The following is a 23,608-nucleotide window of genomic DNA, read 5'->3' as shown; positions in this document are numbered from 1 at the left end:
CTCGGTTTCGACGTCACCATCGGACCCGCAGGAACCGGACCCGCCTGAACCGGGCTCGGCAGGAGTGCGGCCTCGCCGCGAGGCCGCACTCAAAGATGCCCGCGGGACCCCGGATTCACATCTCAGCCTCTATGTCGAAGGAATCCAGAGAGGGCCTTCGCAGGAGTGGTACAAGGACGGAACTCTGCGTTCAGAGGGAACGATGGCAAACGGTCTGCCCCGCGGAGAGTTCAAGGAGTGGCACACGAACGGGACGTTGGCATCACTGAAGGTATTCGACGATGACGGTCTCACACTCCGTGAGGAATTCGAGTGGGATGCGGAAGGCTGGCCGACAAGGAGCTGGCGACTCAGTGATATGACGGCCGAGCTGTTCGAGGCCTGAGAGGGCTGGGTGACGGTCATGCAGGTCGGGCGCGCGTTGCTCGACGCGGGGATGGCGAACGAGGAGCCCGATGGCGAACTGGCTGGCGACGTTTAGTTCGGCTCGCGGTCGGCGACCAGGCAGGCGCGCGGCACGAGATCAACGGACAGTAACTCGGGATGGGCTCAACTGCGTTGACTTCGCACGGGAGGTGTTGTCTGGAGCCCAGACAACGGCTGACGGCGACGAGGACGTTGAGAAACAGGTGGCACCACGTCTCGGGGGGGAGTACCTCATGCGGCACAAGCCCGCGCCCGACGTCCGCATCATCATGGACAAGTTCGCGCTTCGGCGCCCCGCCGCCCGGGCCAAGACCTGGCACGACCAACTGCTTCATGATTGAGGCTGCCGCGACGTGGCACTTCAGGTACTGCCGTTCTCGGCTGGGGCACATCACCATATGACCGGGTCGCTGACTCTGGCTCTGGCAGAGGGACGGAAGTGCTGTTGCCTACAAGGAAGGCAACGGTGCAGTCGGCTGATCGAGGATCCGGACGAGGTTCTGCGCCAGCGACTGTCCTACGATCGGCTCCGCGACCTGGCGCTGTCCCCGCCGGACTCGCTCGCGTTCATCAGGGACGCACTGAAGGAGCACAGATCATGACGCGCACCCCCGACCTCAGCACGACCGCGTGGCGCAAGTCGAGCTACAGCGAAGGGGGAGCCAACGACTGCGTTGAGGTCGCTGACGGCTACCCAGGGATAGTCCCCGTCCGGGACAGCAAGGCCCCGGACGGCTCGCTGCTCGTGTTCGCCGCGACATCGTGGGCGTCGTTCCTGACCCAGGTCAAGAGCGAACTGCGGTGATCCATCCACAGTATTGAAGGAGCACATCGATCATGACCGGCCACGCGGAACCCCAGCCGGTTGTGCCGCCCATGCCCGAGCGGACACCAAAAGCGCTGCGCGAGGCCATCGCCCGGCATGCGTCCCAGCTCCTTCCCGACTTCGACGAGCACTGGAAGTGGGCTGTCGCCGACGCGTACGACATCAGCACCGTGCCCGCATTCATGGCTCGCTGGTGGGGGGAGTACGCCCATGCCCGAGACCCCCGCCTGGACGCGCACGTGAGGGATCTCGAATACAGGGCCGCCTACGAGTGCACAGACAGTGACGAGGCCAAAGGGTTTCTCGAAGAAGCGTCTAACATCCGTCACCACGCACGGCGGCTGGAACCCGGCCAGTGACCGACCACGGATTCATGGCTCCGCCGTGGCAGATGGACTGGTCGCTCAAGGCCCAGGCGGCGCCCGCGACGCGCTGCCGAGCCCGTGCGGAACATGGTCGAAGCCGTGCACGCCGAACTGGTCACGGCGACGGGCCGTTCCAGGACACGGAAAGCCGTGGCGAGCCTACGGTGGGGCCATGGCGGAGCACACGACCATCCAGGTCTCCCGCGAGGCCCGCGACCACCTCCCCCAGGTGGCGAAGGAGCGGGGGATGACCCTGGGGCAGCTCATCGAGCAGCTGGCTTCGGAGCAGCTCACGGCGGAGCAGATCGCCGAGCGGGTCGCGGCGACCCGCAAGATGCTGCGTGAGCGCATGGGCTGCACGCTGACCGATGAGGAGTTCGATCAAGGGCCGAATGTCATGGCCAACGTGTACGCCATGGCTGCCGAGAAGATGCACGGCCTGCGAGGCCATGCCGCTTGATCATCTTCGACACCAGCGCGGTCGTCGCGCTCGCCCAGGGCACCGGCTTCCACTGAGCCCGGGGGCCCACCTCGCGTCGTCCGTTGTCAGGTGAGCGAGAAGAAGACCATGTCCTGGGTGTACCAGTCACGGTTCTTCGTGGGTACTCCCGCCGCTCGTGCTCGAACTCCAGCTTCTCGATGAGTTCTTGAACGGCGTACCGCCAGTTCTCGTCCATCCCGTCCAGGGCAGCCCGGTAGGCGTCGGCGGCGGGCTTGGCCTTGGCCAGTGGAACGTGGCCGATGGCCGGGTAGCCGTCGATCGAGTGCGGGATGGGGGGAACTCGGGGGCGGCCCGTCGTAGAGGTAGCCGTGGGGCAGCAGATCAGCCGGCACGCCCAGGACTGACCTCAACCGGCAGGCTTCCCAGGGGCTCTCGCACAGATCCTTCGCGGCTGTTGCTCGCTGCCCGGCTGTTGATCTCTGTTGCCTCTGCTTCCCTGTCTGCCACGGAAGTTCTGCTCGCCTCTGGGCGAGTGCCTGTGAAAGGCATGGATCGTGCGTCCCCATCCGGGGACCCAATCAGGCGGTGACGCCAGTCGGCCAGTTGTGGACCTGATCACGCCACTCCCGCCCAACTGCGTTGCGTTTGCAATCTGTTGTGCGAGAGTATGTTCGATGTCATGGGACGTCTGTGACGCACGGGGGGTGCATTGATGAAGTTCGACATGGGGTCGACGACCCTGTCGGAGCTCGGGAAGAGCACGGTCGGTTCCAGTGAGGACCTGGGCACGCTGATCACGTGGCTGATCCAGGCGGCGGAGCCGTTGGAGGGGAAGTTCAACGGGGCGGGCAAGGCCGCGTTCGACTCGTTCAAGCTGCATGCCGACGAGATCACGAACGATCTGAACGGCTCGCTCGGCGCGATCCTGGGTGGTCAGTCCGGGATGGACACCGCGTTCGGTTCCGGTGACATGGAGCTGGAGGACAACGCGCACCAGAACATGGGCGCCGCCAACTTCGACGCGGCCCGCTTCGGCGCTCGCTGACACCGGCAGGACACAGGGGGAGCTTGATCATGGGGCAGAACCAGGACCGCCGCTCGTACGACACCGGCGCGTCGGGCGAGGTGCAGACGAGTCTGCAGGGAGTCATCGGCCAGTTGGAGCGTGTGCTGGCGGACCGCGACCGTGCGGTGAAGGCCGCGATGGCTGACTTCACCGCAGACGGCGTCGCCGACGAGTACCACGGCAAGGAGATGCGCTGGCACCGTGCTGCCGGTGAGGTCCGCGAGATCATCCGGCTGGTCCGCACGACGATGGAGCAGAACGACGGGACCGCGCAGTCGACGCTCGCCAAGGCTCGGGCGGCCGTCGACAACATCGGCTGACGCCAGGGCCGGACGTGCATCGACAGGGGTAAGTGCACGCAGTTCAACGGGGGTTCGGCATGACTAGGTGGGACATCAGTCCGTCCGGAGTCGGCACGGTGATATCTCATGTGGGGGATGTCATGGGCGTTCTGGACGACATCGTCCAGGCGTACTCGGGTGATGTGGAGGGCGCGGCCACCTCGGCCGGGACGCTTGCTCCGGGAGGGGCGAGCGGGGGGCACAAGGGACAGGCGGGGTTGGTGGCCGCAGCCCTCGCGGAGTTCATGGAGGGCACTGCGGACGAGCTGCAGTTCATCGGTGTGCGCGTGAGCAGGTCGGTCAATGGCGCGGTGGAGGCGACTGTCGCGTACCAGGAGGGCGACCTGGAGATGGCGGCCGAATTGCAGAGGCGGGCGGCGGGACTGGTCCGGCCCGATATGCCGGACGGCTGGAAGGCAGGCCGCCTGTGATCCAGCCAGAGTCCATCCCGTTGTTCACCGGTGATCTCGGTCAGCTGGAGCACCACATCGATGCCCTGGGGCTGGAAGCGGACGGCATCCGTCAGGCCGGCGGGGAGGCCCATCGGCAGTTCCAGGGGCTGTCGGCGTTCTACGAGGCCCCGGAGGCGGAGGACCTCTTCGCCTCCACCGCGCCGGCGCGCGATGCCGCCGACCGTTTTGGGGACAAGGTCGCCACGGTGGCCGACGCGTTGCGTACGTACGCGGCCGAAGTCGCCCCGATCGCCAAGCGGTTGGAGGACCTGCAGAGCCGGGCGACCACGTTTGTGGCGGGGCTGAAGACCAGTAGCGGAGCGTTCGACGAGAACTGGGCCGACGACGCTGACAAGGTCCAGGAGCACCGGACCTTGATGCATGACGTGGCCGTCGCACAGGAGGCGTTCGCAGCCGCCGAGATCGCCTGCAGCAACAAGATCACAGCACTGGTCGGCGGCACCCAGTACGTCATGAACACCGGTGCCAAGCAGTTCAAGCCGCTCGATGCGGAACTGTACGGCTACAGCGCCGAGGTGCTGGACCAGGCCAAGGAACTCCCCTGGGGCACACCGGTCACCCAGTCGCACGACTGGTGGGACCCGGACGACCTCGGCTACTACGCCAAGAGCTTCGTCTGGGACGGGTTCATCGTCGACAACGTCTGGGGCACCGTCGACGGCCTCGCGAGCCTTGTCGGCGCCCACGGCTCGGACAAGGCCAAGCAGTCCTGGGAAGGCCTGGTCCGGGCCGTGGTCGGCGCCGAGACCTACCTCATGGAGTCCGGCGGTCAGAAGCCGAACGGTGTTTTCGCGTCCGACTTCGCCCAGGACAGCAAGGTGTACGCCAAGGAGTTCGCCAAGGGCTTCGTCGCCTGGGACATGTGGAAGGAGAACCCGTCCCGCGCCGCGGCCACCGTCGTCTTCAACGGGCTCACCCTGGGCGTCGGCCCGCTCAAGGCTGCCTCGGTAGGGAAAGCGGGGACGGCGGCCAAAGCTGCCGCCACGGTCGCAAAGGTCGGCGAGGTCATCGACCCGATTGGCGCCACGGTCAAAGTGACGGGCCGCGCCATACCCAGGATCGCCCAGGTCACGGAGAGCCTGCGCGGCGTGACAGACATCCCCGACCTGCGTGCACCGCACAGCGTCCTTGAACTCTCCGACGGTTCCAAACTCGTCGTCGGAGACGGGAAGTTCATCGCTTACGACAAACACGGCGACGTCGTCGGCGAGGCCCCGAAGCGGGAACGATCGCTCACTGAGCGGGTTGCACCGGCGAGGGAGCGGGAGGTCGCCGAGGTCGGCGCGACGCCACGTACCTCGGAGGCCACCGCACATGCTGGAGACAATCTTCCGCCTCAAGCGACACGCGAGACAGCCGCCAGTCACAGCGGCAGGGAGGTGACTCCGGGGGCAGGCGAAGCAGCCGGAGCCTCACGCACCGTCGGCTCTGAGCCCCAAACGTCAGGTGCCGGGACGGCCAGCAGCGACCACGTCCATATCCGTCCTGGCGGCCATGATTCAGGGCGCGGTCCATCCGCGAGTCGCGGAGCACCTGCCATCCAGGACGGGCCGACGGGCAGAGGGAATCAGACCCCGGCGCCCGCCGGACCCACTGGGGCGGGCGGTGCGTCGCAAAACCCTCTCGACGAGATCGCTCCGGAGCGGTACAGCAGGACAACAGAGACTGCAGAGTCGCTCTCTGCGTCAATGCGTCCCGAGCAGGAAGCAGGACTCATCGAGGAGCTCAACCGAGCAAAGATAACCTCGGAGGACCAGGCTCGCGTGATCCGCACCCTGAGCAAGGATCCATACGGGGCCGAGGTCGCGGAGCTGATCTCTCGTGGACACCTCAGCGACGTGAAGAACTACGACGAGATTCTCAAAATGTGCAAGCAGGGCGCCAGCAAGGCCAACAAGAGCATGGTTCCTGCCGCATACATGGCTCTGAGTCATGCAACAGAACTGCAGAGCCGTGGTTTCTCCCACCTTGCGTTCGAACTCAAGGACGACGCCACTGGGCTCGATCTGGATGTCACTACGCTCCACGCCGACGGCACACCCCATTACGGCTACCAGCTCAAGGACGTGGATAACATCGAGGGGATCAAGAGCGCGGCCAAGAAGGCTGCAACCCAGCTCAAAGGCGGTACGGCCGACGCGAAGATCGCCATCCTGGATGTGCATCAATCGGTCAGAGACCTCAACGCTAAGATGTTCAAGGAAGCCGAGTTCCAGGCCAGGAGAGCAGGGGCCACGTTCCACCTGCGCTTCAACGACGGATCTGTCACGGTCCCGCCCAACGGCCCTGTTTACCCTTAAGGATTCTCCATGTCCACTCTGATGCGCGCTCCGCGTGAGTGCGGTTCATGGTTCTGGGATCTCGATGAAGTGGCCGCTCCCGGTCTGGAATCTGCATTGGTAGTAGCCTCGAGGATGGCAGACGTCCTCGGGAGGCATGAGCTCCTAACACCGCACAGGCTCGAATACGACTGGTATGTACTCGACTCTGGTGGAATCGGCATCACCACCAACTTGGCATTGACGGTTCCACTCGGGGACCCGCGGCTCCCGGAACGAGTTCTCAACAGTCGACCTTCAGGCTTCCCAAATGCCGAAGTTGATGACGTTCACGTGGTCGGGGTAGGGGTCTGGAACGACGCCGAAGGAAAACCTCATCGCGAGCCTCGGCTGGTCGATCTATCCGTCTCCCCCGCCCCAGTTGGCCTTTCGGCCGAGGTTTCTGTCCACCACGACATCTGGGGCTGGTTCGACTTCTCAGGTCGCCCCCACCCCGATGTGCACCAACACAATGCTCCACGTCTTGCGGCGGCCTTGCAGGACATCAATTCCATGCTGGGTGTAAAGGGTGAGCCTGGTGAGGTCACATACTTCGGTTTCGCTACGGAGCTCGGCATCGGAACCCCCGACACACTCGATGACGGCTCCGGCCCGGACGTCACGGACAAGCTCTGAATGGAGACCCGAGTAATCCCGGCGAACAGTACCGGTGGAGTGATCGCAGCAGCGGCCCCCACCAGGGACCTGCGCTGGGAAGCCAGCCCCACGGACACAAGTCATGACAACAGGGAAAAGAAGGGTGGAGGATAGGCAACCGTGGCAGCGCAGGATTACGACAGTCAGCTCCTCGAGTCCGTCTCCGTCCGTCGACGTCGCCTTCGGGACGCCGTTCTCTTCGGTGCTCACCGGCAGCGTCGGTCGCTCGATGAGCGGATCGGAAAGGCTTTCGCCGGTCTTGTGATCGCCGCCGTCCTGTGCGCCGGATGCGTCGGCTGGTCCTTCGTCTCGCACCGCGTCATCGGCAAGAGCCCGTACGCGACGCCTGCCCAGCCTTCCGCTCAGCCCTCCTCGTCCCCCGCCGCCCCCTCCTCCACTCGGTGATAGGTTCGAACACGTGATTCCCACGGGCCACTTGAGCCGTTCCGCGGCTGGCAGTCGTACGGCCCTCAGCCGGGTCACGCTCGTCGGGGAGCGGCGTCGGGTCGACCTTGTGCTGCCGGCCCGGGAGCCCATCGGGGTTCTGCTGCCGGAGGTCATGCGGGTGCTGGACGACCGCGTGGGCGCGCGGCCGCAGGCGCGGCATCTGGTCACCGCGGACGGCTCGGCGCTGGCGCACGACAGTTCGTTGGAGTCGGCGGGTGTGCCCGACGGGGCCGTGCTGAGGCTGGTGCGCGTCGAGGACGCCCCCTCCGCGCCGGTCGTGCACGACGTGAGCGACGAGGTGGCCGACGATCTCGATGTACGGGCATGGCGGTGGCGGCCCGGCGTGCGCAGGGTTGTCGCGGGGCTTGCGACGCTGGTATGGGCCGTGACTGCCGGAGTGCTGGCCAGGGAGCAGTTCGAGCCGTCGGCTGTCGGCACCGGGCTGTTCGCCGTCGCGGGCGTGTGCGCCGCCGCCGGCGTGCTGTGCGGGCGTGCCCGGCGGCGGGGACTCGCCACCACCCTGATCGTGACCGCCGGTGCCCTCGCTGCCCTCGGCGCCTGGACCTGTGCCGACGCCTACGGCTGGGCCGGTCCGCTGCGGCTTGCGGGCCTCGCCGTGTCCGGGGCGGCAGCCCTGCTGCTCGCCGGGTGGTTCACGCCGCTGGGGCGCGGGGCGCTGATCGGTGCCGGCGCGGTCGGTGGGTGCCTCGTGCTGTGGGAGGCGGCCATCGGGCTCCAGAGCGGGGCAGGGAGCGGGTCCGGGCAGGCCAGGGCGGGTGCGCTGCTTGCCGTCGCCTCCGTCGTCGTCCTCGGTGTGCTGCCGCGGCTGGCGCTGATGGCGTCGGGGCTGACGGCACTGGACGACCGCCGTACCGGAGGGGTGTCGGTGAGCCGCTACCAGGTGGCCACCGCGCTGGCCGCCACCCACCGTGGGCTGGCTCTCGCGACCGTCGTTCTGGCCGGCTCGGCGGCAGCCGCCGGAGTGCTCGTGCTGCGTTCGGTGTCGGTCTGGACGGTGCTGCTCGCCCTCGTCGTCATGGCGGCGCTCGGGCTGCGGGCCCGCGCCTTTCCGCTCACCGCCGAGGTCGTCGGGCTGCTCCTCGCCGCCGGGATCCTCGCCGTGCGGCTCGTCGTGGTGTGGCTGGAGCACACGGAACGCACCGGTGCGGCCGGTCCCGTCGCCGTGCTTGCTCTGCTCGCCGTGGTGCCCCTCGTCGTACTGACCGTGGAGCCCGCCGAGCATGTGCGGGTGAGGGTGCGGCGCATGGGTGACGTCCTGGAGTCGGTAGCCGTGATCTCCTTGTTTCCGCTGGTCATCGGCGTGTTCGGGGTGTACGGGCGGCTGCTCGGCACCTTCGCGTAGACGGAGGGCGTGGGGAACGGCATGACTGGGGGAGGGGACTGGCAGCACCATCTGCTGCGGGAGCTGACGGACGTCGGATCGGACGGTGCGCCGGGCGTCCCGTCCCCCCGGGCCGATGTTCAGCGGACGGACGCCTCACTTCCGGAACCGCCGACGACTCCGCCTTCCACCCGCCCCCAGCCGCGGAACCCCCGGACACCCGACCCCGCCCCGGCCCCCACCCCGGAGTCCGTACCCACCATCGACCCCCGTCTCGCCCACGCCCTCGGGAGCCCCCAGCAGGGGGACTCGGCCGCGCGGCGTGCCGGCGCCTCGCTGCGCCGGCTCACCGCCTCGGCCGGGCAGGAGGTCGCCGAACAGACGCGGTTCGCCCAGGAGTTGCAGCAGCCGGTCACGACCGGCCGGGTCATCGCGGTGACCTCGATCCGCGGCGGGGTCGGCAAGTCCACGGTGTCCGCGCTGCTGGGCCGTACCTTCAACCACTACCGCCACGATCCGGTGCTCACCCTGGAGGCCGACGCGGCGCTCGGCACCCTTCCGGTGCGCATGGGTGCCGACACGGTGCGCTGGTCCTGCGGAGACCTGGCCCGCATCCTGACCCCTTCCATGCAACTCACCGACGTGACCGGGTATCTGGTGCCGGTGGCCGACGGCGGCTGGTTGCTGCCCGCGAGCCAGGGGCGGGTCGGTGCCCCGCTGGACGTCCGCGCCTACCGGACGGTGACCCTGGCGCTTCGGCGCTACTTCGCCGTGACCGTGGTGGACTGCGAGACGCTGCCCGGAGAGGTCGCGCGCACCGCGATGGACACCGCTCACGCGCGGGTCGTCGTCGCACCGATGACCGCCGAGGGCGTGAACGGCACCCGCCAAGTCCTGGACTGGCTGGCCCAGTTGCCGCACTCCGCGCTCGCCACCACCGTGGTGGCGCTCAGCGCCGGCACGCCCGACACCACCCTCGACCCGAAGACGGCCGTCGCGCATCTGCGCGAGCCCGGCGTGCCCGTGATCCCCCTGCCCTACGACCGTCATCTCGCTCAGGGAGGCCCCATCCACACCGCCATGCTGGGCCGGAGCACCCGGGACGCCGCCGTCCGCCTGGCAGCCGAGGTGATGCAGCGGGCGGTGCGCGTCCGGTGACCCAGCAGATCGTCCACCGGCCCGCGCGCTCCACCCGCCCGGTCACTCCCGCCGAGCCCCGCGCCGTCGAGGCGCCGCCGAACCTCCCGGAGGGCAAGGTCGGCAACGCGGCCACGGCGCTGCTGCCGATGGCCGGTGTCATCAGCTCCGTCGTGATGATGACGGTCATCCGCAACAGCCAGTTCGCCGCACTCGGTGCGCTCGTGCTGGTCGTCGCGCTGCTCGGGGCGGTGGCGCTGTTCCTGTCGCAGCGCGGCAAGGCGCAGCGCACCCGGCGGGTGCAGCGTGAGCGGTATCTGGAGTATCTGGAGGGACTGCGCGAGGAACTGGGCACGGACGAGCGGGAGCGGCGGCAGGCGGCCCGTGAGCTGAATCCTCCGCCGGAGGCGCTGTACGACCTTGTCCGGGACCCGGCGCGACTGTGGGAGCGCCGCCGTCAGGACGCCGACTTCCTTCAGGTACGGGCGGGCACCGGGGACGTACCGGCGCCGGAGCTGACCGTCGGCCAGAACAGTGCCGGCGGTGTCCTCACCCCGCCGGACCCGTTCATGCTCAACGAGGCCCGCGCGCTGCAGAGCCGGTTCGGCACGGCAACGGAATTCCCGCTGGTCGTCCCCCTGGACCGGGCCGGGAACGTGAGCATCGTCGGCGATCGGGAGGGGGTCCTCCGAGTGACCCGGAGCCTCCTGCTCCAGGCGGCGGTGACGCATGCACCGGACGATGTCGCCGTCGCCGTCGGCGCGTCCGACGATGCCGAGTGGTCGTGGGCCAAGTGGCTGCCCCACGTCCTCGACACCGAGGCCTACGACGGTCCGGTCGCCGCCCGCCGTATCGCACCCGACCTCGCCCGGCTGGCCCGCCTGTGCGCACCCGACCTGCGGCGGCGTGCCTCGTACGCCGCCGAGGTGCGGCGCGGCCTGTCGGGCAGGGACGCACTGCGGCTGACCGGCCGGCTGCTCGTGGTCAGCGACACGTACGGCGGCACCGCGGCCGAACTTCCGCGCCCGGACTCGGCGATCGGACTGCCGGAGATGGGCGTCACCGTGGTGCATCTGCTGGAGCGGCAGGTGCACGAGCCCGACCAGGTGAGCGTGCGGATCACTGTCGACGGCGACCGGATCGTCGTACAGGACCTGCGCACCCGCGACGTCCCGGCCGCGCGCGGCACGTCCGACGCGGTGACACGTCCCGGTGCCGAGGGGATCGCCCGGATGCTGGCGCCGCTGCGGCTGTCCGCGGAGTCGGTGGCCGAGGGCACACCGGTGTACGGCCCGGTCGACTTCCCCGCCCTGCTCGGCATCGACGACCCGGCCGACCTCGATCTCCACACGTTGTGGGCGCCGCGTGGCGAACGGGACTTCCTGCGCGTACCCATCGGCCTGACGGACCGGCACGAGCCGGTGCTGCTGGACCTGAAGGAGTCCGCGCAGCTCGGAATGGGTCCGCACGGGCTGTGCGTGGGCGCCACCGGCTCCGGCAAGAGCGAGCTGCTGCGCACCCTCGTGCTCGCGCTCGCTGCCACCCACTCTCCCGAGGACCTGGCCCTGGTCCTGGTCGACTACAAGGGCGGCGCCACGTTCGCCCCGTTCGCCGGACTCCCGCACGTCGCCGGCGTGATCACCAACCTGGAGAACCAGGCCGGCCTCGTCGAGCGCGTCCACTCCAGCCTGGCCGGCGAGGTCAAGCGCCGCCAGCAGGTACTCAAGGATGCCGGGAACGTCGCCGACATCGGGCACTACGCCGTCCTGCGGTCCACCGAGCGCCCCGATCTGGAGCCGCTGCCGCACCTCTTCGTGGTCATCGACGAGTTCGGCGAACTCATCACCGCCAAGCCGGACTTCATCGACCTGTTCCTGTCCATCGGCCGCATCGGCCGCTCCATCGGCGTCCATCTGCTGCTGTCCAGCCAGCGCATCGAGGGCGGCAGGCTGAAGGGCCTGGACACCTACCTGTCGTACCGGCTCGGGCTGCGCACCTTCTCCGCCGACGAATCCCGTACCGTCCTGGACACCACCGACGCCTTCCATCTGCCGCCGGTGCCGGGCTTCGGCTATCTGAAGGTCGACACCTCCACCTACGAGCGGTTCAAGGCCGGTTACGTCTCCGGCGCCCACCACGGGCCCGCCCTGCGCAAGGAACGCGACGAGGAGCCGCTCGCCCGCCCCTATCCGGCGTACAGCACCCCTCAGGAGAGCGAGGTGGTGGAGGAGCCCGTCGCCACCAGGCGGGAGACCGGGCCGACCGTACTGTCCGTCATGGTCGGCCAACTCGCCGCGGCGGCACCGCCGGTACGCCGTATCTGGCTGGCCCCGCTGCCCGACGCCACCACCCTGGACGCGGCCGCCGGGCCCCTGAGGGCCGACACGGACGGTCTGCGGCTCGCCCACGCGGACGGCCCGATGCACATCCCGCTCGGCATCATCGACGACCCGGCCCGCCAGTGGCAGCGACCGTGGCTGCTGGACCTCACCGTCGCCGGCGGGCACGCGGCGGTCATCGGCGGCCCGCAGTCCGGCAAGACCACGCTCCTGCGCACCCTCGCCCTCTCCCTGGCCCTCACCCACACGCCGTACGACGTCGCCGTCTACGGCCTCGACCTGGTCGGCGGCGGCCTGTCGGTCCTGTCCGGGCTCCCGCACGTCGGCGGCATCGCGGGACGTGCCGACCGCGAGCGGGCCGCCCGCACGGTCGCCGAGGTGCGCGCCATGCTGGCACTGCGCGAGGAACTGTTCCGCGAGCACGGCATCGACTCCGTCGACCAGCTGCGCCGGCTGCGCGCCCAGGGCCGGCTGCCCGAGCTGGGCGCCACCGACGTCCTGCTGCTCATCGATGGATTCGGCGCCTTGCGCGACGAGTTCGCCGACCTCGACGACGCGGTGGCCGACCTGCTCAAGCGCGGCGGCGGCTACGGCGTCCATGTCGTCGCCGGCATGCTGCGCTGGAACGACGTCCGGATCGCCACGCAGTCGATGTTCGGCACCCGTGTCGAGCTGCGCCTCAACGACCCGGCCGACTCCTCCGTCGACCGCAAGCTCTCCGAGACCCTCGCCCCCGGCGTGCCCGGCCGGGTGCTCACCGACGGCAAGCTGTTCGCCCAGGTCGCGCTGCCCCGTATCGACAACAGGCCCGCCATCCAGGACCTCGGCCCGGCCCTCGAACGCACCGTCCGCACCATCCGCGCCTCCTGGCACGGCGAACTCGCCCCGCCCGTACGGGTGCTGCCCACCCGGCTGCCCGCCGCCAAGCTCCCCTCACCGGCGGCCGAACCGGCGAAGATTCCTCTCGGACTCGACCAGGACGCTCTCGCGCCGGTCCTGCTCGACCTCTTCGGCACCGACCAGCACCTGCTGATCCTCGGCGACAACGCATGCGGCAAGACCAACCTGCTGACGCTGATCGTCACTCAGCTCGTCGAGCGGTACGAGGACGAGGAACTCGTCTTCGGCGTCTACGATCCGCGCCGTGGCCTGCGCGGTGCGGTCCCCGAACCCCATCGCGGCGGATACGCCCACAACGCCAGGCTCGCCGCCGCCCTGTCCACCGGCATCGCCGCCGAGCTGGAGAAGCGGCTGCCCGAGACGGCCGACCCGGACACCGTCGCCACCGAACCCGCCTTCACCGGGCCGCGGATCGTCATCCTGGTCGACGACTACGACATCCTCACCACGGCAGGACAGCAGCCGCTGGCCCCGTTCCTGCCGTACATCTCCTCCGCCCAGGACATCGGCCTGCACTTCGTCGTCGCCCGCCGCGCCGCCGGCGCCTCCCGTGCGCTGTACGAGCCGGTGCTGACCGCTCTGCGCGAGGCCGGCACCGCCGCGCTCGTCATGACCGGCGACCGCACCGAAGGCCAGCTCTTCCCCGGCCTGTACGCCTCCCAGCAGCCGCCGGGACGCGGGACGCTCGTCCGCCGGGGGCGTCCGCACCAGCTGGTGCAGACCGCCCTCGCCGCCGGAGAGGACGATCAGGAGTGACCAAGGACGTCATCGCCCTCACCCCCACGATGCCGGACATACGCACCCTGCTCGCGGGCCTCTACGCCGGTGGACCGGACCTCGGCGTGGGCACCCTCGCCGACGGTGCGGTCGTACAGCTCTGTGCTCCCGACGGGCGGCCCCTCGTCTCGGTGGAGGCGCCCATCCTGGTCCAGGTTCCCGGCGAGACGGCCCGGCTGCTGGAGCACGCGGTCGAGGAGGGGTCGGTGTGGTGGACCGAGGCCCGTGCCTCCACGGCCGTCGCCGAGGCCGGGCGGCTCGCGGGCTCCTTCGCCGGACGTCTGGCCACTGTGCTCGGCGGTACGGTCTGGCCGCCGGAGGCCGCCACCACCGAGGTGGTTCCGCTCACCACGGACGTCTCCGCCGTTCCCGTCCCGGCACCCGCCACCCCCGCGATCGACGTCCTCACCAACAGGGCGGCCGTGGTCATCCAGGACCGCCCCCTGGTCGCCATGACCAGCTGGCTCGCCGACGCCCTGCGCACCGCGACCGCCGCCGACCGCGCCCTGCAGATCGTCACCCCACCCACCGCACGTCTCACGCTGCCCACCCGCACGGCCCTGCACGGACTGCCCAACCGCTGGGTCGTCCAGGACCCCCGACAGGGCTACTACGACGGACTGTCGGGCGCCGTCCTCCACTGGAAGAACGGAACCTTCACCCCGGTTCGCGACGAGAGCGGCACCGCGTCGCTCACCCAGGCGTTCGCGCGCGACGGCGACACGGGCGAACGTCAGCTCGTCCTGGCCCTGCGCACCCGCCACGACGCCGACGAGGACCTCGTCCTCGGGCGTGCCCTGGAAGCCGTCTTCCGGCACCTGACCGGTGCCCCGCCCGCGGGCTGGAGCACCGCCGAGCCGGTCAACCTCCCTTGGTCCACCCGCGAGCTGACGGATCTGGCCCGCGCCCGTGCGCCCCGGCCCACCTGGCTGATCGCCGTCGGACACCCCGGCCGCCCGGCCCTCGCCACCGTCCGCGTCCTGCGCACACCGGCCGGCGTCGAGGAGGACATCACCGTGGCGTTCGGATACGGCCCGGACGAGGAACCGCCCCTGGGCGCGATCGAAGGCCTCGCCCGGGCACTCGCCGTCGAGCACGGTCTCGTCACCATGCTCACCTCACTGCGCGCGGCCCGCCGCGATCTGACGGTTCCCCCACACCTCGAAGCCCCGCCCGTGCCGGTGGCTTTCACGCTCGGCGAAGACGAGAGCGAGGCCGTTGGCCGCAGCCGTGCCGAACACCCACCGTTCCACCCCGCGCCCGCCCGGCTCGGCCGCGCCCTGCACTACGACCTGGGCGACGGCAGCCGGCCCGAGGCGTGGGACCGGTTCCGGGACCTCGTCCGTCACCTTCGCCCCGAGGAGGGCGTCACGAAACCGACGGCGTCCGGTCCCCCGGCCGGTCCATGACCTTCTGGTCCGCGCAGGCTTGTCCGTCAGGTGGGAGCGGTTGGTGCGTTAGTTGCCGACCGTGGGCTTCTTGCCGTCGGCCCGGACCAGGGCCTACTGCGGGTCGGGCGGAGCCGTCGGCGCCCCCGGCAGCCGTACCGTCGCGATCGTGCCGCCGCCCTCGGCCTGGCCCAGGGTCACCTCGCCGCCGGCCCGCTGGACCGTCCGCGCCACGATCGACAGACCGAGGCCCGAGCCGGGCAGCGCGCGGGCGCTCGGGGAACGCCAGAAGCGGTCGAAGACGTACGGGAGTTCGTCGGCGGGGATACCGGGGCCGTGGTCGCGGACCGTGAGCACGCCCTCGTGGAGCCGCACCTCGATCGTGCCCCCGCCCGGGCTGAACTTCACCGCGTTGTCCAGGATGTTGACGACCGCTCGCTCCAGGGCGGACGGCTCCGCCCGGACGTACCAGGGCTGGATGTCCGCCGTGATCGTCAGCTCGGGCCCGCGCAGCCGTGCGCGGCGCAGGGCCGCCTCGACGGTGTCCTCCAGCGAGATCACCTGTACGCGCTCACCCCGCTGGCCCTCCGAGCGGGACAGCTCCTGCAGATCGCCGATGAGAGCGGCCAGTTCGGTCATCTGCGCCTTGACCGACGCGAGCAGCGCCTTGCGGTCGGCGGCGGGGAGGGGACGGCCGGTCTCCTCGCTGCGGGTGAGGAGTTCGATGTTGGTGCGGAGCGAGGTGAGAGGGGTGCGGAGCTCGTGCCCGGCATCCGCGATGAGCTGCTGCTGCAGATCCCGGGAGCCGGCGAGGGAGGCCGTCATCGAGTTGAAGGAGCGGGAGAGACGGGCGACTTCGTCCTCGCTGTCGTCCTCCACGGGGATGCGGATGCTCAGGTCTTCGGTGCGGGCGACGTGTTCGACGGCTTCGGTGAGCTTGTCGACGGGGCGCAGGCCGGCGCGGGCGACCGCGAGACCGGCCGCTCCGGCGCCGATGACCCCTACGCCGGAGACGAGGAGGAGGATGAGGGCGAGGTCGTTGAGGGTGTTCTGGGTGCTCTTCAGCGGTACGGCGACGACGAGCCCGACATTGGGTCCGGCGCCGCCGTCGACGGTGGTCGTGGGGCCCAGGGCATGGGTCATCACGCGTACGTCGGCGCCGTCCTCGTCGTTGCCGTTGCGGAAGTAGAACCGCTCGAGGTCGCTCTTCTCGATCACGTTCTTGTCGGCCTGGGTGACCTCGACCGTGCCCGTGGACTCGCCGAAGACGCAGACCTTTCCGTTCTCCGTGACCACCTGGGTGTAGTTGCTGCGGAAGAGTCCGGTGCCCTGCGGTGTCTTGGAGCAGTTGTTGAGGGCCACCTCGGCGCGCTGGACCTGCCCGGGGCCGCCCATTCCCCGCTGAAGGTCGGCGTCCAGCTGGTCGTACAGCTTCCCCTGCACGATGAACCAGCACGTCACCGAAACCGCCGCCACCGCGAACGCCACAGCGGCAGCGACCAGCATCGCCAGCCGGGACCGGATCGGCAGCGAGCGGAACCGGCGGGCAATTCTGCTCACTCCGCGCCGCCCTGGCGCAGTACGTATCCCACACCCCGCACCGTGTGCACGAGCCGCGGTTCGCCGGCCGCCTCCGTCTTGCGGCGGAGGTACATGACATACACGTCGAGGGAGTTCGACGAGGGCTCGAAATCGAAGCCCCACACCGCCTTCAGGATCTGCTCACGCGTGAGGACCTGGCGCGGGTGGGCCATGAACATCTCCAGGAGCGTGAACTCCGTGCGGGTCAGCTCCACCGGGCGGCCACTGCGGGTCACCTCCCGGGTCGCCAGGTTCATGCGCAGGTCGGCGAAGCTCAGCGCCTCGTCCTCCTCGGCCGTGTTCGTCATCGCCGCCGCGTAGGAGCTGCGACGCAGCAGGGCGCGGACGCGGGCGAAGAGTTCGTCGAGTTCGAAGGGCTTGACGAGGTAGTCGTCGGCGCCCGCGTCGAGGCCGGTCACCCGGTCGCCGACGGTGTCGCGGGCCGTCAGCATCAGGATCGGGGTCGTGGTGCCCGCGCCGCGCATCCGGCGGGCGGCGGTCAGGCCGTCCATGCGCGGCATCTGGATGTCGAGGACCACCAGGTCGGGGCGGTACGCGGTGGCCTTCTCCAGCGCGTCCGCGCCGTCCACGGCGACCTCCGTGTCGTACCCCTCGAAGGCGAGGCTGCGCTGGAGTGCTTCGCGCACCGCGGGCTCGTCGTCGACGATCAGGATGCGGTGGGGGTCACGGTCGCCATCGGCGGGGCTCATGGGTTTCGGGTTCCTCGGGTGCGGTGGGAGGTCAGGCGGGCTGGACGCTTTCAGCCTCGCATGTTTCCCGGCAGCGGCGTACGGAAGAGACGACGGGGCGCGGACCGGGAGGTCAGCCGCGTACCGGGGTACGGCGGCGGGCCCGGGCGGCGGCCGTGCCGCGGCGGCCCGTCGTGCGGGGCACCGCCATCTCCGGCGCCCGTGGCACCGGCGCGTGCAGCGCGTACGTCACCTCAAGTGCCAAGGCGAACCCGGCCGGGTCGGTGCCGGCCACCGTGTGCGAAACCTGCTCGATCATGACGTGCTCCTCAGGGGTTGCCGGTGTCAGCTGTCGGAACCGCCGGCCCGGAGCGTGCTCAGGTCGGCTTTGACGGTGTTGACCGGGATGGCGAAGCCGAGGCCGACGCTGCCGGCACTGGAGGACGACTGCGAACTGGCGGAGTACATCGCGGAGTTGATGCCGATGATGTTGCCGTTCATGTCGATGAGGGCGCCGCCGGAGTTGCCGGGGTTCAGGGACGCGTCCGTCTGGAGCGCCTTGTACGTCGTCGTCGACGATCCGGTGTCGCCGTTGAACTCCCGGCCGCCGAACTCGAAGGGCCACTGGCCGTTGCCGCCGCCCTGCCCCGGGTTCTCGCCGGTGGAGACGGTCACGTCACGGTCCAGGGCGGAGACGATGCCGCTGGTGACCGTGCCGGTCAGGCCCTCGGGGGAGCCGATCGCCACGACCGTGTCGCCGACCTTCACACCGTCGGAGTTGCCGAGGGTGGCCGACTTCAGGCCGGAGGCGTTCTCCAGCTTGATCAGGGCGAGGTCCTTCTTGCTGTCGGTGCCGACGATCTTCGCCGTGTACCTCGTGCCGTCGCTGGTCGTCACCTTGATCGACGAGGCGCCGGAGATGACGTGGTTGTTGGTGATGATCTCGCCGTCGCCGGTGATGACCACGCCGGAGCCGGTGGACTCCCCGGAGTTCGTGGTGGCGTTGATCTCGACGATGCTCGGGCCGACCGCCGTGGCGATCGCGGCGATGTCGCCCTTCTTGCCGACGGGCACCACGCTCGTGCTGGTGCTGCTGGAGACGACGGTGTCCTGCCCGGTCAGCTCCTGGAACGCGTAGGCGGTGCCGCCGCCTATCGCCGCGGCGACCATCGCCACGACGGCGAGCAGGGCGACCGGGCTCCGGGTCCGCCTCTTCTTCGGGGCCGGCTCGGCCGGGGCCGCGGTGAGGAAAGCCGTACCGCCACCGTCACCGCCGTGCGCACCGCCGTACGCCTGCGACGGCCGGACGGTGGTGCCGGGCTCCGCCGTGACCGGCTCCGCCGGCTGGTACGCCGGCGGGGGCGGCCACTGCGGGTTCACCGGGGAGGAGGCGTGCTGCTGCTCGGGGTACGGGGCCTGCTGCTGGTCGCCCTGGTGGGGGTTGTCGTACTCGCCGCTGCGGCGGAAGCTCTCGGTCATGGAACAGAGCTTCTCCGCCGTCCATGAGAGCTCCCTGAGTGCTCCCTGAGAAGCCCGGCAGAACCTCGTATGCCCGTTGTAAAGACGCCTCTCGGCGCTCGGTCGGCCCTCTCGGACAACCCTCAGAAAAGCCCGGGGTGCCTCATGCGCAGCCGCAGGATCTGCGGGGTACCAGGCGGGACGGGAACACCTTCAGCCGTTCGCGGCGCGCCCCCGCCACACGCAGTCCGTCGTCGAGGACGAGGTCGACCGCGGCCCGGGCCATCGCCGAGCGGTCGGAGGCGATCGTCGTCAGCGGCGGGTCCGCGAGCGCCGCTTCCTTGATGTCGTCGAAGCCGGCCACCGCCAGCTCGCCCGGTACGTCGATGCGCAGCTCGCGGGCCGCGCGCAGCAGGCCGATGGCCTGGTCGTCGGTGGAGCAGAAGATCGCGGGCGGACGCTGGGGCCCGGAGAGGAGCTCCAGGGCGACCTGGTAGGCGTCGTAGCGGTTGTAAGGGGCTTCGAAGAGCCGGCCCTCGGTCGGGATCCCGGCCTCGTCCATGGCCCGCCGCCAGCCTTCGACGTGGTCGGAGACCGGGTCGCCGACCGCCGGGGTCTCCGCGGTGCCGCCCACACAGGCGACGTACTCGTAGCCGTGCTCCAGGAGGTGGCGTACGGCGAGGTGGGCGCCGCCCAGGTCGTCGGTGACGACGGCGACGTCGTCGATGGCCTCGGGCCGCTCGTGGAGCAGGACGACCCGGGCGTCCCAGGCCTCGATCTCGGCGGCGGCGAGGTCGTTGAGCGCGTGACTGACCAGGATCAGGCCCGAGACACGCATCCCGAGGAATGCGCGCAGATAGTGGACCTCGCGTTCGCCGACGTAGTCGGTGTTGCCGACGAGAACCATCTTTCCGCGCTCGGAGGCGGCCTGTTCGACCGCGTGGGCCATCTCCCCGAAGAAGGGCTGGCGGGCGTCGGGGATGATCAGGCCTATGAGATCCGTGCGCCGCGAGGCCATCGCCTGGGCGACCCGGTCCGGCCGGTACCCCAGCTCCTTGATCGCTGCGAGGACACGCTCGCGCGTGGCCGGGGCGACCGGCCGGGGTCCGTTGTTGATGACATAGCTGACGACGGCGGTGGAAGTTCCCGCCAGCCGTGCTACGTCGTCCCGAGTCACCTTGGCCACGCGCGGAGTCTACGCGGATGGACCCGCTCTGGGCAGGGCGTAAGGAAGTGGATCGTGGCTCCAATGGAGGAGCCGCGCCCCGCCCGGGCGCCCGCGCGGGTCCGCCTACGCCTCGGCCGCGACCTCGGCGCGGTCCAAGGCGGCTGTCTCGTCCGGGTCTTCCCGGTGTGCACGGGCTTCTGCCTTGGCCTTCGCGTCGTCACCGCCGCGGTCGCCCTTTTCCGGCGTAACGAATCGATAACCGACGTTCCGGACGGTTCCGATCAGCGACTCGTGCTCGGGTCCGAGCTTGGCGCGCAGGCGTCGTACATGGACATCCACGGTCCTGGTGCCGCCGAAGTAGTCGTAGCCCCAGACCTCCTGCAGCAGCTGCGCGCGCGTGAAGACGCGGCCCGGGTGCTGGGCGAGGTACTTCAGAAGCTCGAACTCCTTGAAGGTGAGGTCGAGGACGCGGCCCTTGAGTTTGGCCGAGTAGGTCGCCTCGTCCACGGAGAGGTCGCCGTTGCGGATCTCCATCGGGGAGTCGTCGTTGACGATCTGCTGCCTGCCCATGGCCAGACGCAGCCGCGCCTCGACCTCCGCCGGACCCGCGGTGTCGAGGAGGACGTCGTCGATGCCCCAGTCGGCGGTGACGGCGGCCAGGCCGCCCTCGGTGACGACGAGGATGAGCGGACAGCCGGGGCCCGTGGAACGCAGCAGCTGGCACAGGCTGCGCACCTGCGGAAGGTCACGCCGGCCGTCGATCAGGATGACGTCGGCACCAGGGGTGTCGACGAGCGCGGGTCCCTCGGCCGGAGCCACCCGCACGTTGTGCAGCAGCAGGCCGAGGGCCGGCAGCACCTCCGTCGACGGCTGGAGGGCGTTGGTCAGGAGCAGCAGAGAACTCATACGTCGTTTTCCTCCTCGGTCCCTGCGAGGACGTTTGCGGTATTGCTCTGCGATCCCGGGGCCCGTACACCTGCGGTTTCCCGCTTCGTATACAACGCGTCCGAAAGCACAAAAGGACCCGGGGGCAACGCTGCCCGAGTCCTCTGCCCAGCAGAATAGCCCACATGAGCACTCGTCCGGCAGGTGATGTGGCGCGTCCCACCGTTGGTCCGCACTCTGAGACACGGAGAAATGCCCCCTTGCGGACGTTTCTGCGCACGTCCGACGGGGTGACGATCGATTCCGTATACGAACCGGGTGCGGCCGTATACGACGCCTCCCGGCCACCCTCGGGTGACCTGGCGTTCGTCGTCGCGCACGGCTTCACGGGCGATGTGGACCGGCCGCACGTCCGGCGGGTGGCGGAGGCGTTCGCGCGGTACGGGGCCGTGGTCACCTTCTCCTTCAGAGGGCACGGGGCGTCCGGCGGGCGCTCGACCGTCGGCGACCGGGAGGTGCTCGACCTCGCGGCCGCGGTCGCCTGGGCGCGTGAGCTCGGGCACGCGCGCGTGGTCACCGTCGGCTTCTCGATGGGCGGCTCGGTGGTGCTGCGGCACGCGGCGCTGTACGGCCCGGGGCGCGAGGAGCCCGCGCAGACGCACCCGGCCGCGGTGGTCTCGGTGAGCGCTCCCGCCCGCTGGTACTACCGGGGCACCGCCCCCATGCGGCGGCTGCACTGGCTGGTGACCCGGCCCGAGGGCCGGCTGGTGGGCCGCTACGGACTCCGTACGCGCATCCACCACCGGGACTGGGACCCGGTCCCGCTGTCCCCGGTGGAGGCGGTGCCCCGGATCGCGCCCACCCCACTGCTGATCGTGCACGGCGACCGGGACGGCTACTTCCCGGTGGACCACCCCCTCATGCTGGCCGCGGCCGCCGGTGACCACGGCGAACTCTGGCTGGAGCCCGGCATGGGCCATGCGGAGCACGCGGCCGCCGAGGAGCTGCTCGCCCGGATCGGGGACTGGGCCGCCGCACAGGGCGGCTAGCCTGACCGTGTACACCGCCAATCGATTGAGGAACCGGATGCCAAAGGTCACGGTGCGCTACTGGGCCGCCGCGAAGGCAGCGGCCGGGATCGCCGAGGAGCCGTTCGACGCGGCCACCCTCGCCGAGGCGCTCGACGCGGCGCGCGAGCGACACCCCGGCGAACTCGTGCGCGTCCTTCAGCGATGCTCGTTCCTCGTCGACGGGGACCCCGTGGGCACCCGCGGACACGAGACGGTACGGCTGGCCGACGGCGGCACGGTCGAGGTGCTCCCGCCGTTCGCAGGAGGGTGAGCGATGACCGACCAGCCGTATGAGGGCGGCCACCCCCGCGAGGGGTACGACCACGCGGGCTACGACCACGCGGGCCACGACCCGTACCGGCAGCAGGCGTGGCCGGGGCAGCAGGGCTACGACGATCCGCACGCCGCCCAGCAGTACACCCAGCAGTGGCAGGGGCAGACCTGGGAGACGCAGATGCACGCGCCGGTGACGGCCGTGGAGACCGCGTATCTGCCGCAGCAGACACCGCAGCAGACGCCGCAGAGCTACCAGGGCCACCAGACCCACCAGGGCCACCAGACCCACCAGGGCCACCAGGGCCACCAGGGCCACCAGACCCACCAGTCACACCAGGGCCACCCGGAGCCCGGCACCGAGAGCCCTGCCCAGCCGCGCCACGCCGCCGCGACCGCCCCTCAGGGCGCGGGCACGGCCTCCGAGCCCGAGTACGGTCCCGCCACCATCGGCGGCAACTCCCGTATCACCGACGCGCAGCGGGCCCGGCTGGAGGGCCGCTCCCCGGTCATCGAACCCGGCATGCAGCCCGCCGCGCTCACCGCGGGCCTCGGGCTCCTGCTGTCCGGTACGGCGGCCGTCGGCTCGTACGCCCTGCTCGTCCCGCTCGTCGTCCTTCAGGCCGTCACCGCCGCGGGCTGGTTCCGGCTGAACGGCATGTGGCCCGCCCGCCAGGGCATCGCGCTGGCCTTCGCGGGCGCGCTCACCGCGGACGTGGCGCTGCTGGCGGCGGGCCGCGGGAACGGGCCGGCGGCGATCCTCGGCACCCTGGGCGTCTGGGTCCTGCTCGCCCTCGTCCTCCAGCTGCGCTCCCACGCCGATCCGGACGAGCGGATGTACGGCCTGACGGCGACGGTCGTCTCGGCGGCCCTGTCCGTCGTGGCGGCCGGCTACCTCGCGGCCGAGGCGGACGCGGTGACGGTCGGCGCGGCCGCGGTGGCGGTGGCCGTCCTGGCCCGCGCCCTGCCCCTGCCGACCCCGGTATCCGTCGTGGCGGCGTTGCTCGCCGCGGCGGGCGCGGGCCTCGCCGTCGGCCCGATGACGGGACTGGGAACGAAGGGCGCGCTGCTCGGCGCCGGTGCGGCGGTGTGCGCGCTGATCGGCCACCGGGTGGCGAGCTACGACTACCCGTCCCGCTTCGTGCACTTCACGGCGGGCGTCGCCCTGCCGCTGGCGGCTGCGGCACCGGTGGTGTGGGCGCTGGGGTAGGGCGGTCCTGACGCGGACGGCGAGACGGGC

24 protein-coding genes and 1 pseudogene are annotated in these 23,608 nt (G+C 70.3%); 18 read left to right on the top strand and 7 right to left on the bottom strand.

Annotated elements, in window-relative coordinates; translation table 11 throughout:
• The 5 genes and pseudogenes from F7R91_RS43300 to F7R91_RS35650 all read left to right on the top strand — a co-directional run.
• Nucleotides 1–385: toxin-antitoxin system YwqK family antitoxin (locus tag F7R91_RS43300; protein ID WP_408056091.1), on the top strand; the 385-nt coding region annotated here is incomplete at its 5' end.
• 70 nt (nucleotides 386–455) lie between these two features.
• Nucleotides 456–1,028, top strand: a pseudogene (locus F7R91_RS43295) (Scr1 family TA system antitoxin-like transcriptional regulator).
• Nucleotides 1,025–1,231 (top strand): DUF397 domain-containing protein, encoded by a 207-nt coding sequence (locus F7R91_RS35660; protein WP_150956854.1) that lies wholly within the window; start codon nucleotides 1,025–1,027, stop codon nucleotides 1,229–1,231. Before F7R91_RS43295 ends, F7R91_RS35660 begins: the two are co-directional and overlap by 4 nt.
• 32 nt (nucleotides 1,232–1,263) lie before the next feature.
• The gene (locus F7R91_RS35655) at nucleotides 1,264–1,611 is read left to right on the top strand and encodes a hypothetical protein (RefSeq protein ID WP_150956851.1); all 348 of its coding nucleotides are present in this window, start codon (nucleotides 1,264–1,266) and stop codon (nucleotides 1,609–1,611) included.
• Nucleotides 1,612–1,789: 178 nt separating this feature from the next.
• Nucleotides 1,790–2,077 (top strand): hypothetical protein, encoded by a 288-nt coding sequence (locus tag F7R91_RS35650; protein ID WP_150956847.1) that lies wholly within the window; start codon nucleotides 1,790–1,792, stop codon nucleotides 2,075–2,077.
• On the opposite strand, the gene F7R91_RS44540 is transcribed toward F7R91_RS35650, so the two are convergent.
• Nucleotides 2,013–2,360, bottom strand: a complete 348-nt coding sequence (locus F7R91_RS44540) for a DUF7691 family protein (protein ID WP_456243075.1) — start codon at nucleotides 2,358–2,360, stop codon at nucleotides 2,013–2,015. The two genes, F7R91_RS35650 and F7R91_RS44540, sit on opposite strands and share 65 nt — an antisense overlap.
• Before the next feature lie 411 nt (nucleotides 2,361–2,771).
• Here F7R91_RS44540 and F7R91_RS35640 point away from each other — a divergent pair, with 411 nt between their 5' ends.
• The 10 genes from F7R91_RS35640 (at nucleotide 2,772) to F7R91_RS35595 (ending at nucleotide 15,265) form a co-directional block, all read left to right on the top strand.
• Nucleotides 2,772–3,104 carry a hypothetical protein gene (locus tag F7R91_RS35640; RefSeq protein ID WP_150956844.1) on the top strand — a complete coding sequence of 111 codons (333 nt, stop codon included), beginning with the start codon at nucleotides 2,772–2,774 and terminating at the stop codon, nucleotides 3,102–3,104.
• 29 nt (nucleotides 3,105–3,133) lie between these two features.
• Nucleotides 3,134–3,445: a pore-forming ESAT-6 family protein gene (locus F7R91_RS35635; RefSeq protein ID WP_150956841.1), complete on the top strand. Its 312-nt coding sequence runs from the start codon at nucleotides 3,134–3,136 to the stop codon at nucleotides 3,443–3,445.
• Nucleotides 3,446–3,504: 59 nt separating this feature from the next.
• Nucleotides 3,505–3,897, top strand: coding sequence for a DUF6507 family protein (locus F7R91_RS35630; RefSeq protein ID WP_225320985.1), 393 nt, complete (start codon nucleotides 3,505–3,507; stop codon nucleotides 3,895–3,897).
• On the top strand, nucleotides 3,894–6,239 hold the full coding sequence (locus F7R91_RS43290; protein WP_225320984.1) for a hypothetical protein: 2,346 nt from the start codon (nucleotides 3,894–3,896) through the stop codon (nucleotides 6,237–6,239). The genes F7R91_RS35630 and F7R91_RS43290 overlap by 4 nt, the downstream gene beginning before the upstream one ends.
• 9 nt (nucleotides 6,240–6,248) lie before the next feature.
• On the top strand, nucleotides 6,249–6,893 hold the full coding sequence (locus tag F7R91_RS35620; RefSeq protein ID WP_191971787.1) for a hypothetical protein: 645 nt from the start codon (nucleotides 6,249–6,251) through the stop codon (nucleotides 6,891–6,893).
• A gap of 141 nt (nucleotides 6,894–7,034) precedes the next feature.
• Nucleotides 7,035–7,319 carry a hypothetical protein gene (locus tag F7R91_RS35615; protein WP_150956835.1) on the top strand — a complete coding sequence of 95 codons (285 nt, stop codon included), beginning with the start codon at nucleotides 7,035–7,037 and terminating at the stop codon, nucleotides 7,317–7,319.
• A gap of 31 nt (nucleotides 7,320–7,350) precedes the next feature.
• Nucleotides 7,351–8,724, top strand: coding sequence for a type VII secretion integral membrane protein EccD (eccD, locus tag F7R91_RS35610; RefSeq protein ID WP_150956833.1), 1,374 nt, complete (start codon nucleotides 7,351–7,353; stop codon nucleotides 8,722–8,724).
• A gap of 21 nt (nucleotides 8,725–8,745) precedes the next feature.
• Nucleotides 8,746–9,861: a hypothetical protein gene (locus F7R91_RS35605; protein WP_150956830.1), complete on the top strand. Its 1,116-nt coding sequence runs from the start codon at nucleotides 8,746–8,748 to the stop codon at nucleotides 9,859–9,861.
• A complete protein-coding gene (gene eccCa, locus F7R91_RS35600) occupies nucleotides 9,858–13,835 on the top strand; it encodes a type VII secretion protein EccCa (protein ID WP_150956827.1) in 3,978 nt (1,325 codons plus the stop codon). Before F7R91_RS35605 ends, eccCa begins: the two co-directional genes overlap by 4 nt.
• Nucleotides 13,832–15,265, top strand: a complete 1,434-nt coding sequence (locus tag F7R91_RS35595; RefSeq protein ID WP_150956824.1) for a DUF6177 family protein — start codon at nucleotides 13,832–13,834, stop codon at nucleotides 15,263–15,265. Before eccCa ends, F7R91_RS35595 begins: the two co-directional genes overlap by 4 nt.
• Before the next feature lie 93 nt (nucleotides 15,266–15,358).
• Here F7R91_RS35595 and F7R91_RS35590 read toward each other — a convergent pair whose 3' ends face one another.
• From F7R91_RS35590 to F7R91_RS35565, 6 genes are all read right to left on the bottom strand, one after another.
• On the bottom strand, nucleotides 15,359–16,804 hold the full coding sequence (locus F7R91_RS35590) for a HAMP domain-containing sensor histidine kinase (RefSeq protein ID WP_150956821.1): 1,446 nt from the start codon (nucleotides 16,802–16,804) through the stop codon (nucleotides 15,359–15,361).
• The gene (locus tag F7R91_RS35585; RefSeq protein WP_150956818.1) at nucleotides 16,801–17,535 is read right to left on the bottom strand and encodes a response regulator transcription factor; all 735 of its coding nucleotides are present in this window, start codon (nucleotides 17,533–17,535) and stop codon (nucleotides 16,801–16,803) included. The genes F7R91_RS35590 and F7R91_RS35585 overlap by 4 nt, the downstream gene beginning before the upstream one ends.
• A gap of 112 nt (nucleotides 17,536–17,647) precedes the next feature.
• Entirely contained in the window at nucleotides 17,648–17,833 is a 186-nt protein-coding gene (locus F7R91_RS35580) for a hypothetical protein (RefSeq protein WP_150956816.1), read from the bottom strand.
• A 26-nt stretch (nucleotides 17,834–17,859) separates the two neighbouring features.
• Nucleotides 17,860–18,993, bottom strand: coding sequence for a S1C family serine protease (locus tag F7R91_RS35575; RefSeq protein ID WP_150956813.1), 1,134 nt, complete (start codon nucleotides 18,991–18,993; stop codon nucleotides 17,860–17,862).
• Between the two features lie 142 nt (nucleotides 18,994–19,135).
• Complete coding sequence (locus F7R91_RS35570; protein ID WP_150956811.1) at nucleotides 19,136–20,158, bottom strand: LacI family DNA-binding transcriptional regulator; 1,023 nt, start codon at nucleotides 20,156–20,158, stop codon at nucleotides 19,136–19,138.
• 105 nt (nucleotides 20,159–20,263) lie between these two features.
• Nucleotides 20,264–21,046 (bottom strand): winged helix-turn-helix transcriptional regulator, encoded by a 783-nt coding sequence (locus tag F7R91_RS35565; RefSeq protein WP_150956808.1) that lies wholly within the window; start codon nucleotides 21,044–21,046, stop codon nucleotides 20,264–20,266.
• A gap of 164 nt (nucleotides 21,047–21,210) precedes the next feature.
• Here F7R91_RS35565 and F7R91_RS35560 point away from each other — a divergent pair, with 164 nt between their 5' ends.
• Genes F7R91_RS35560 through F7R91_RS35550 form a run of 3 tightly spaced genes read left to right on the top strand, consistent with a single transcriptional unit; the run spans nucleotide 21,211 to nucleotide 23,578 of the window.
• A complete protein-coding gene (locus F7R91_RS35560) occupies nucleotides 21,211–22,074 on the top strand; it encodes an alpha/beta hydrolase (protein ID WP_150956806.1) in 864 nt (287 codons plus the stop codon).
• A 37-nt stretch (nucleotides 22,075–22,111) separates the two neighbouring features.
• A complete protein-coding gene (locus F7R91_RS35555) occupies nucleotides 22,112–22,366 on the top strand; it encodes a MoaD/ThiS family protein (protein WP_123990158.1) in 255 nt (84 codons plus the stop codon).
• Between the two features lie 3 nt (nucleotides 22,367–22,369).
• Complete coding sequence (locus F7R91_RS35550; RefSeq protein ID WP_150956802.1) at nucleotides 22,370–23,578, top strand: hypothetical protein; 1,209 nt, start codon at nucleotides 22,370–22,372, stop codon at nucleotides 23,576–23,578.
• The last annotated feature ends 30 nt before the right edge of the window (nucleotides 23,579–23,608 follow it).

Origin of the sequence: Streptomyces luteolifulvus (assembly GCF_008806595.1) — a bacterium.
Classification (GTDB): Bacteria; Actinomycetota; Actinomycetes; order Streptomycetales; family Streptomycetaceae; genus Streptomyces; species Streptomyces luteolifulvus.
The sequence above is the reverse complement of the archived record's forward strand: the minus strand, read 5'-3'. Positions and strand labels throughout refer to the sequence as shown.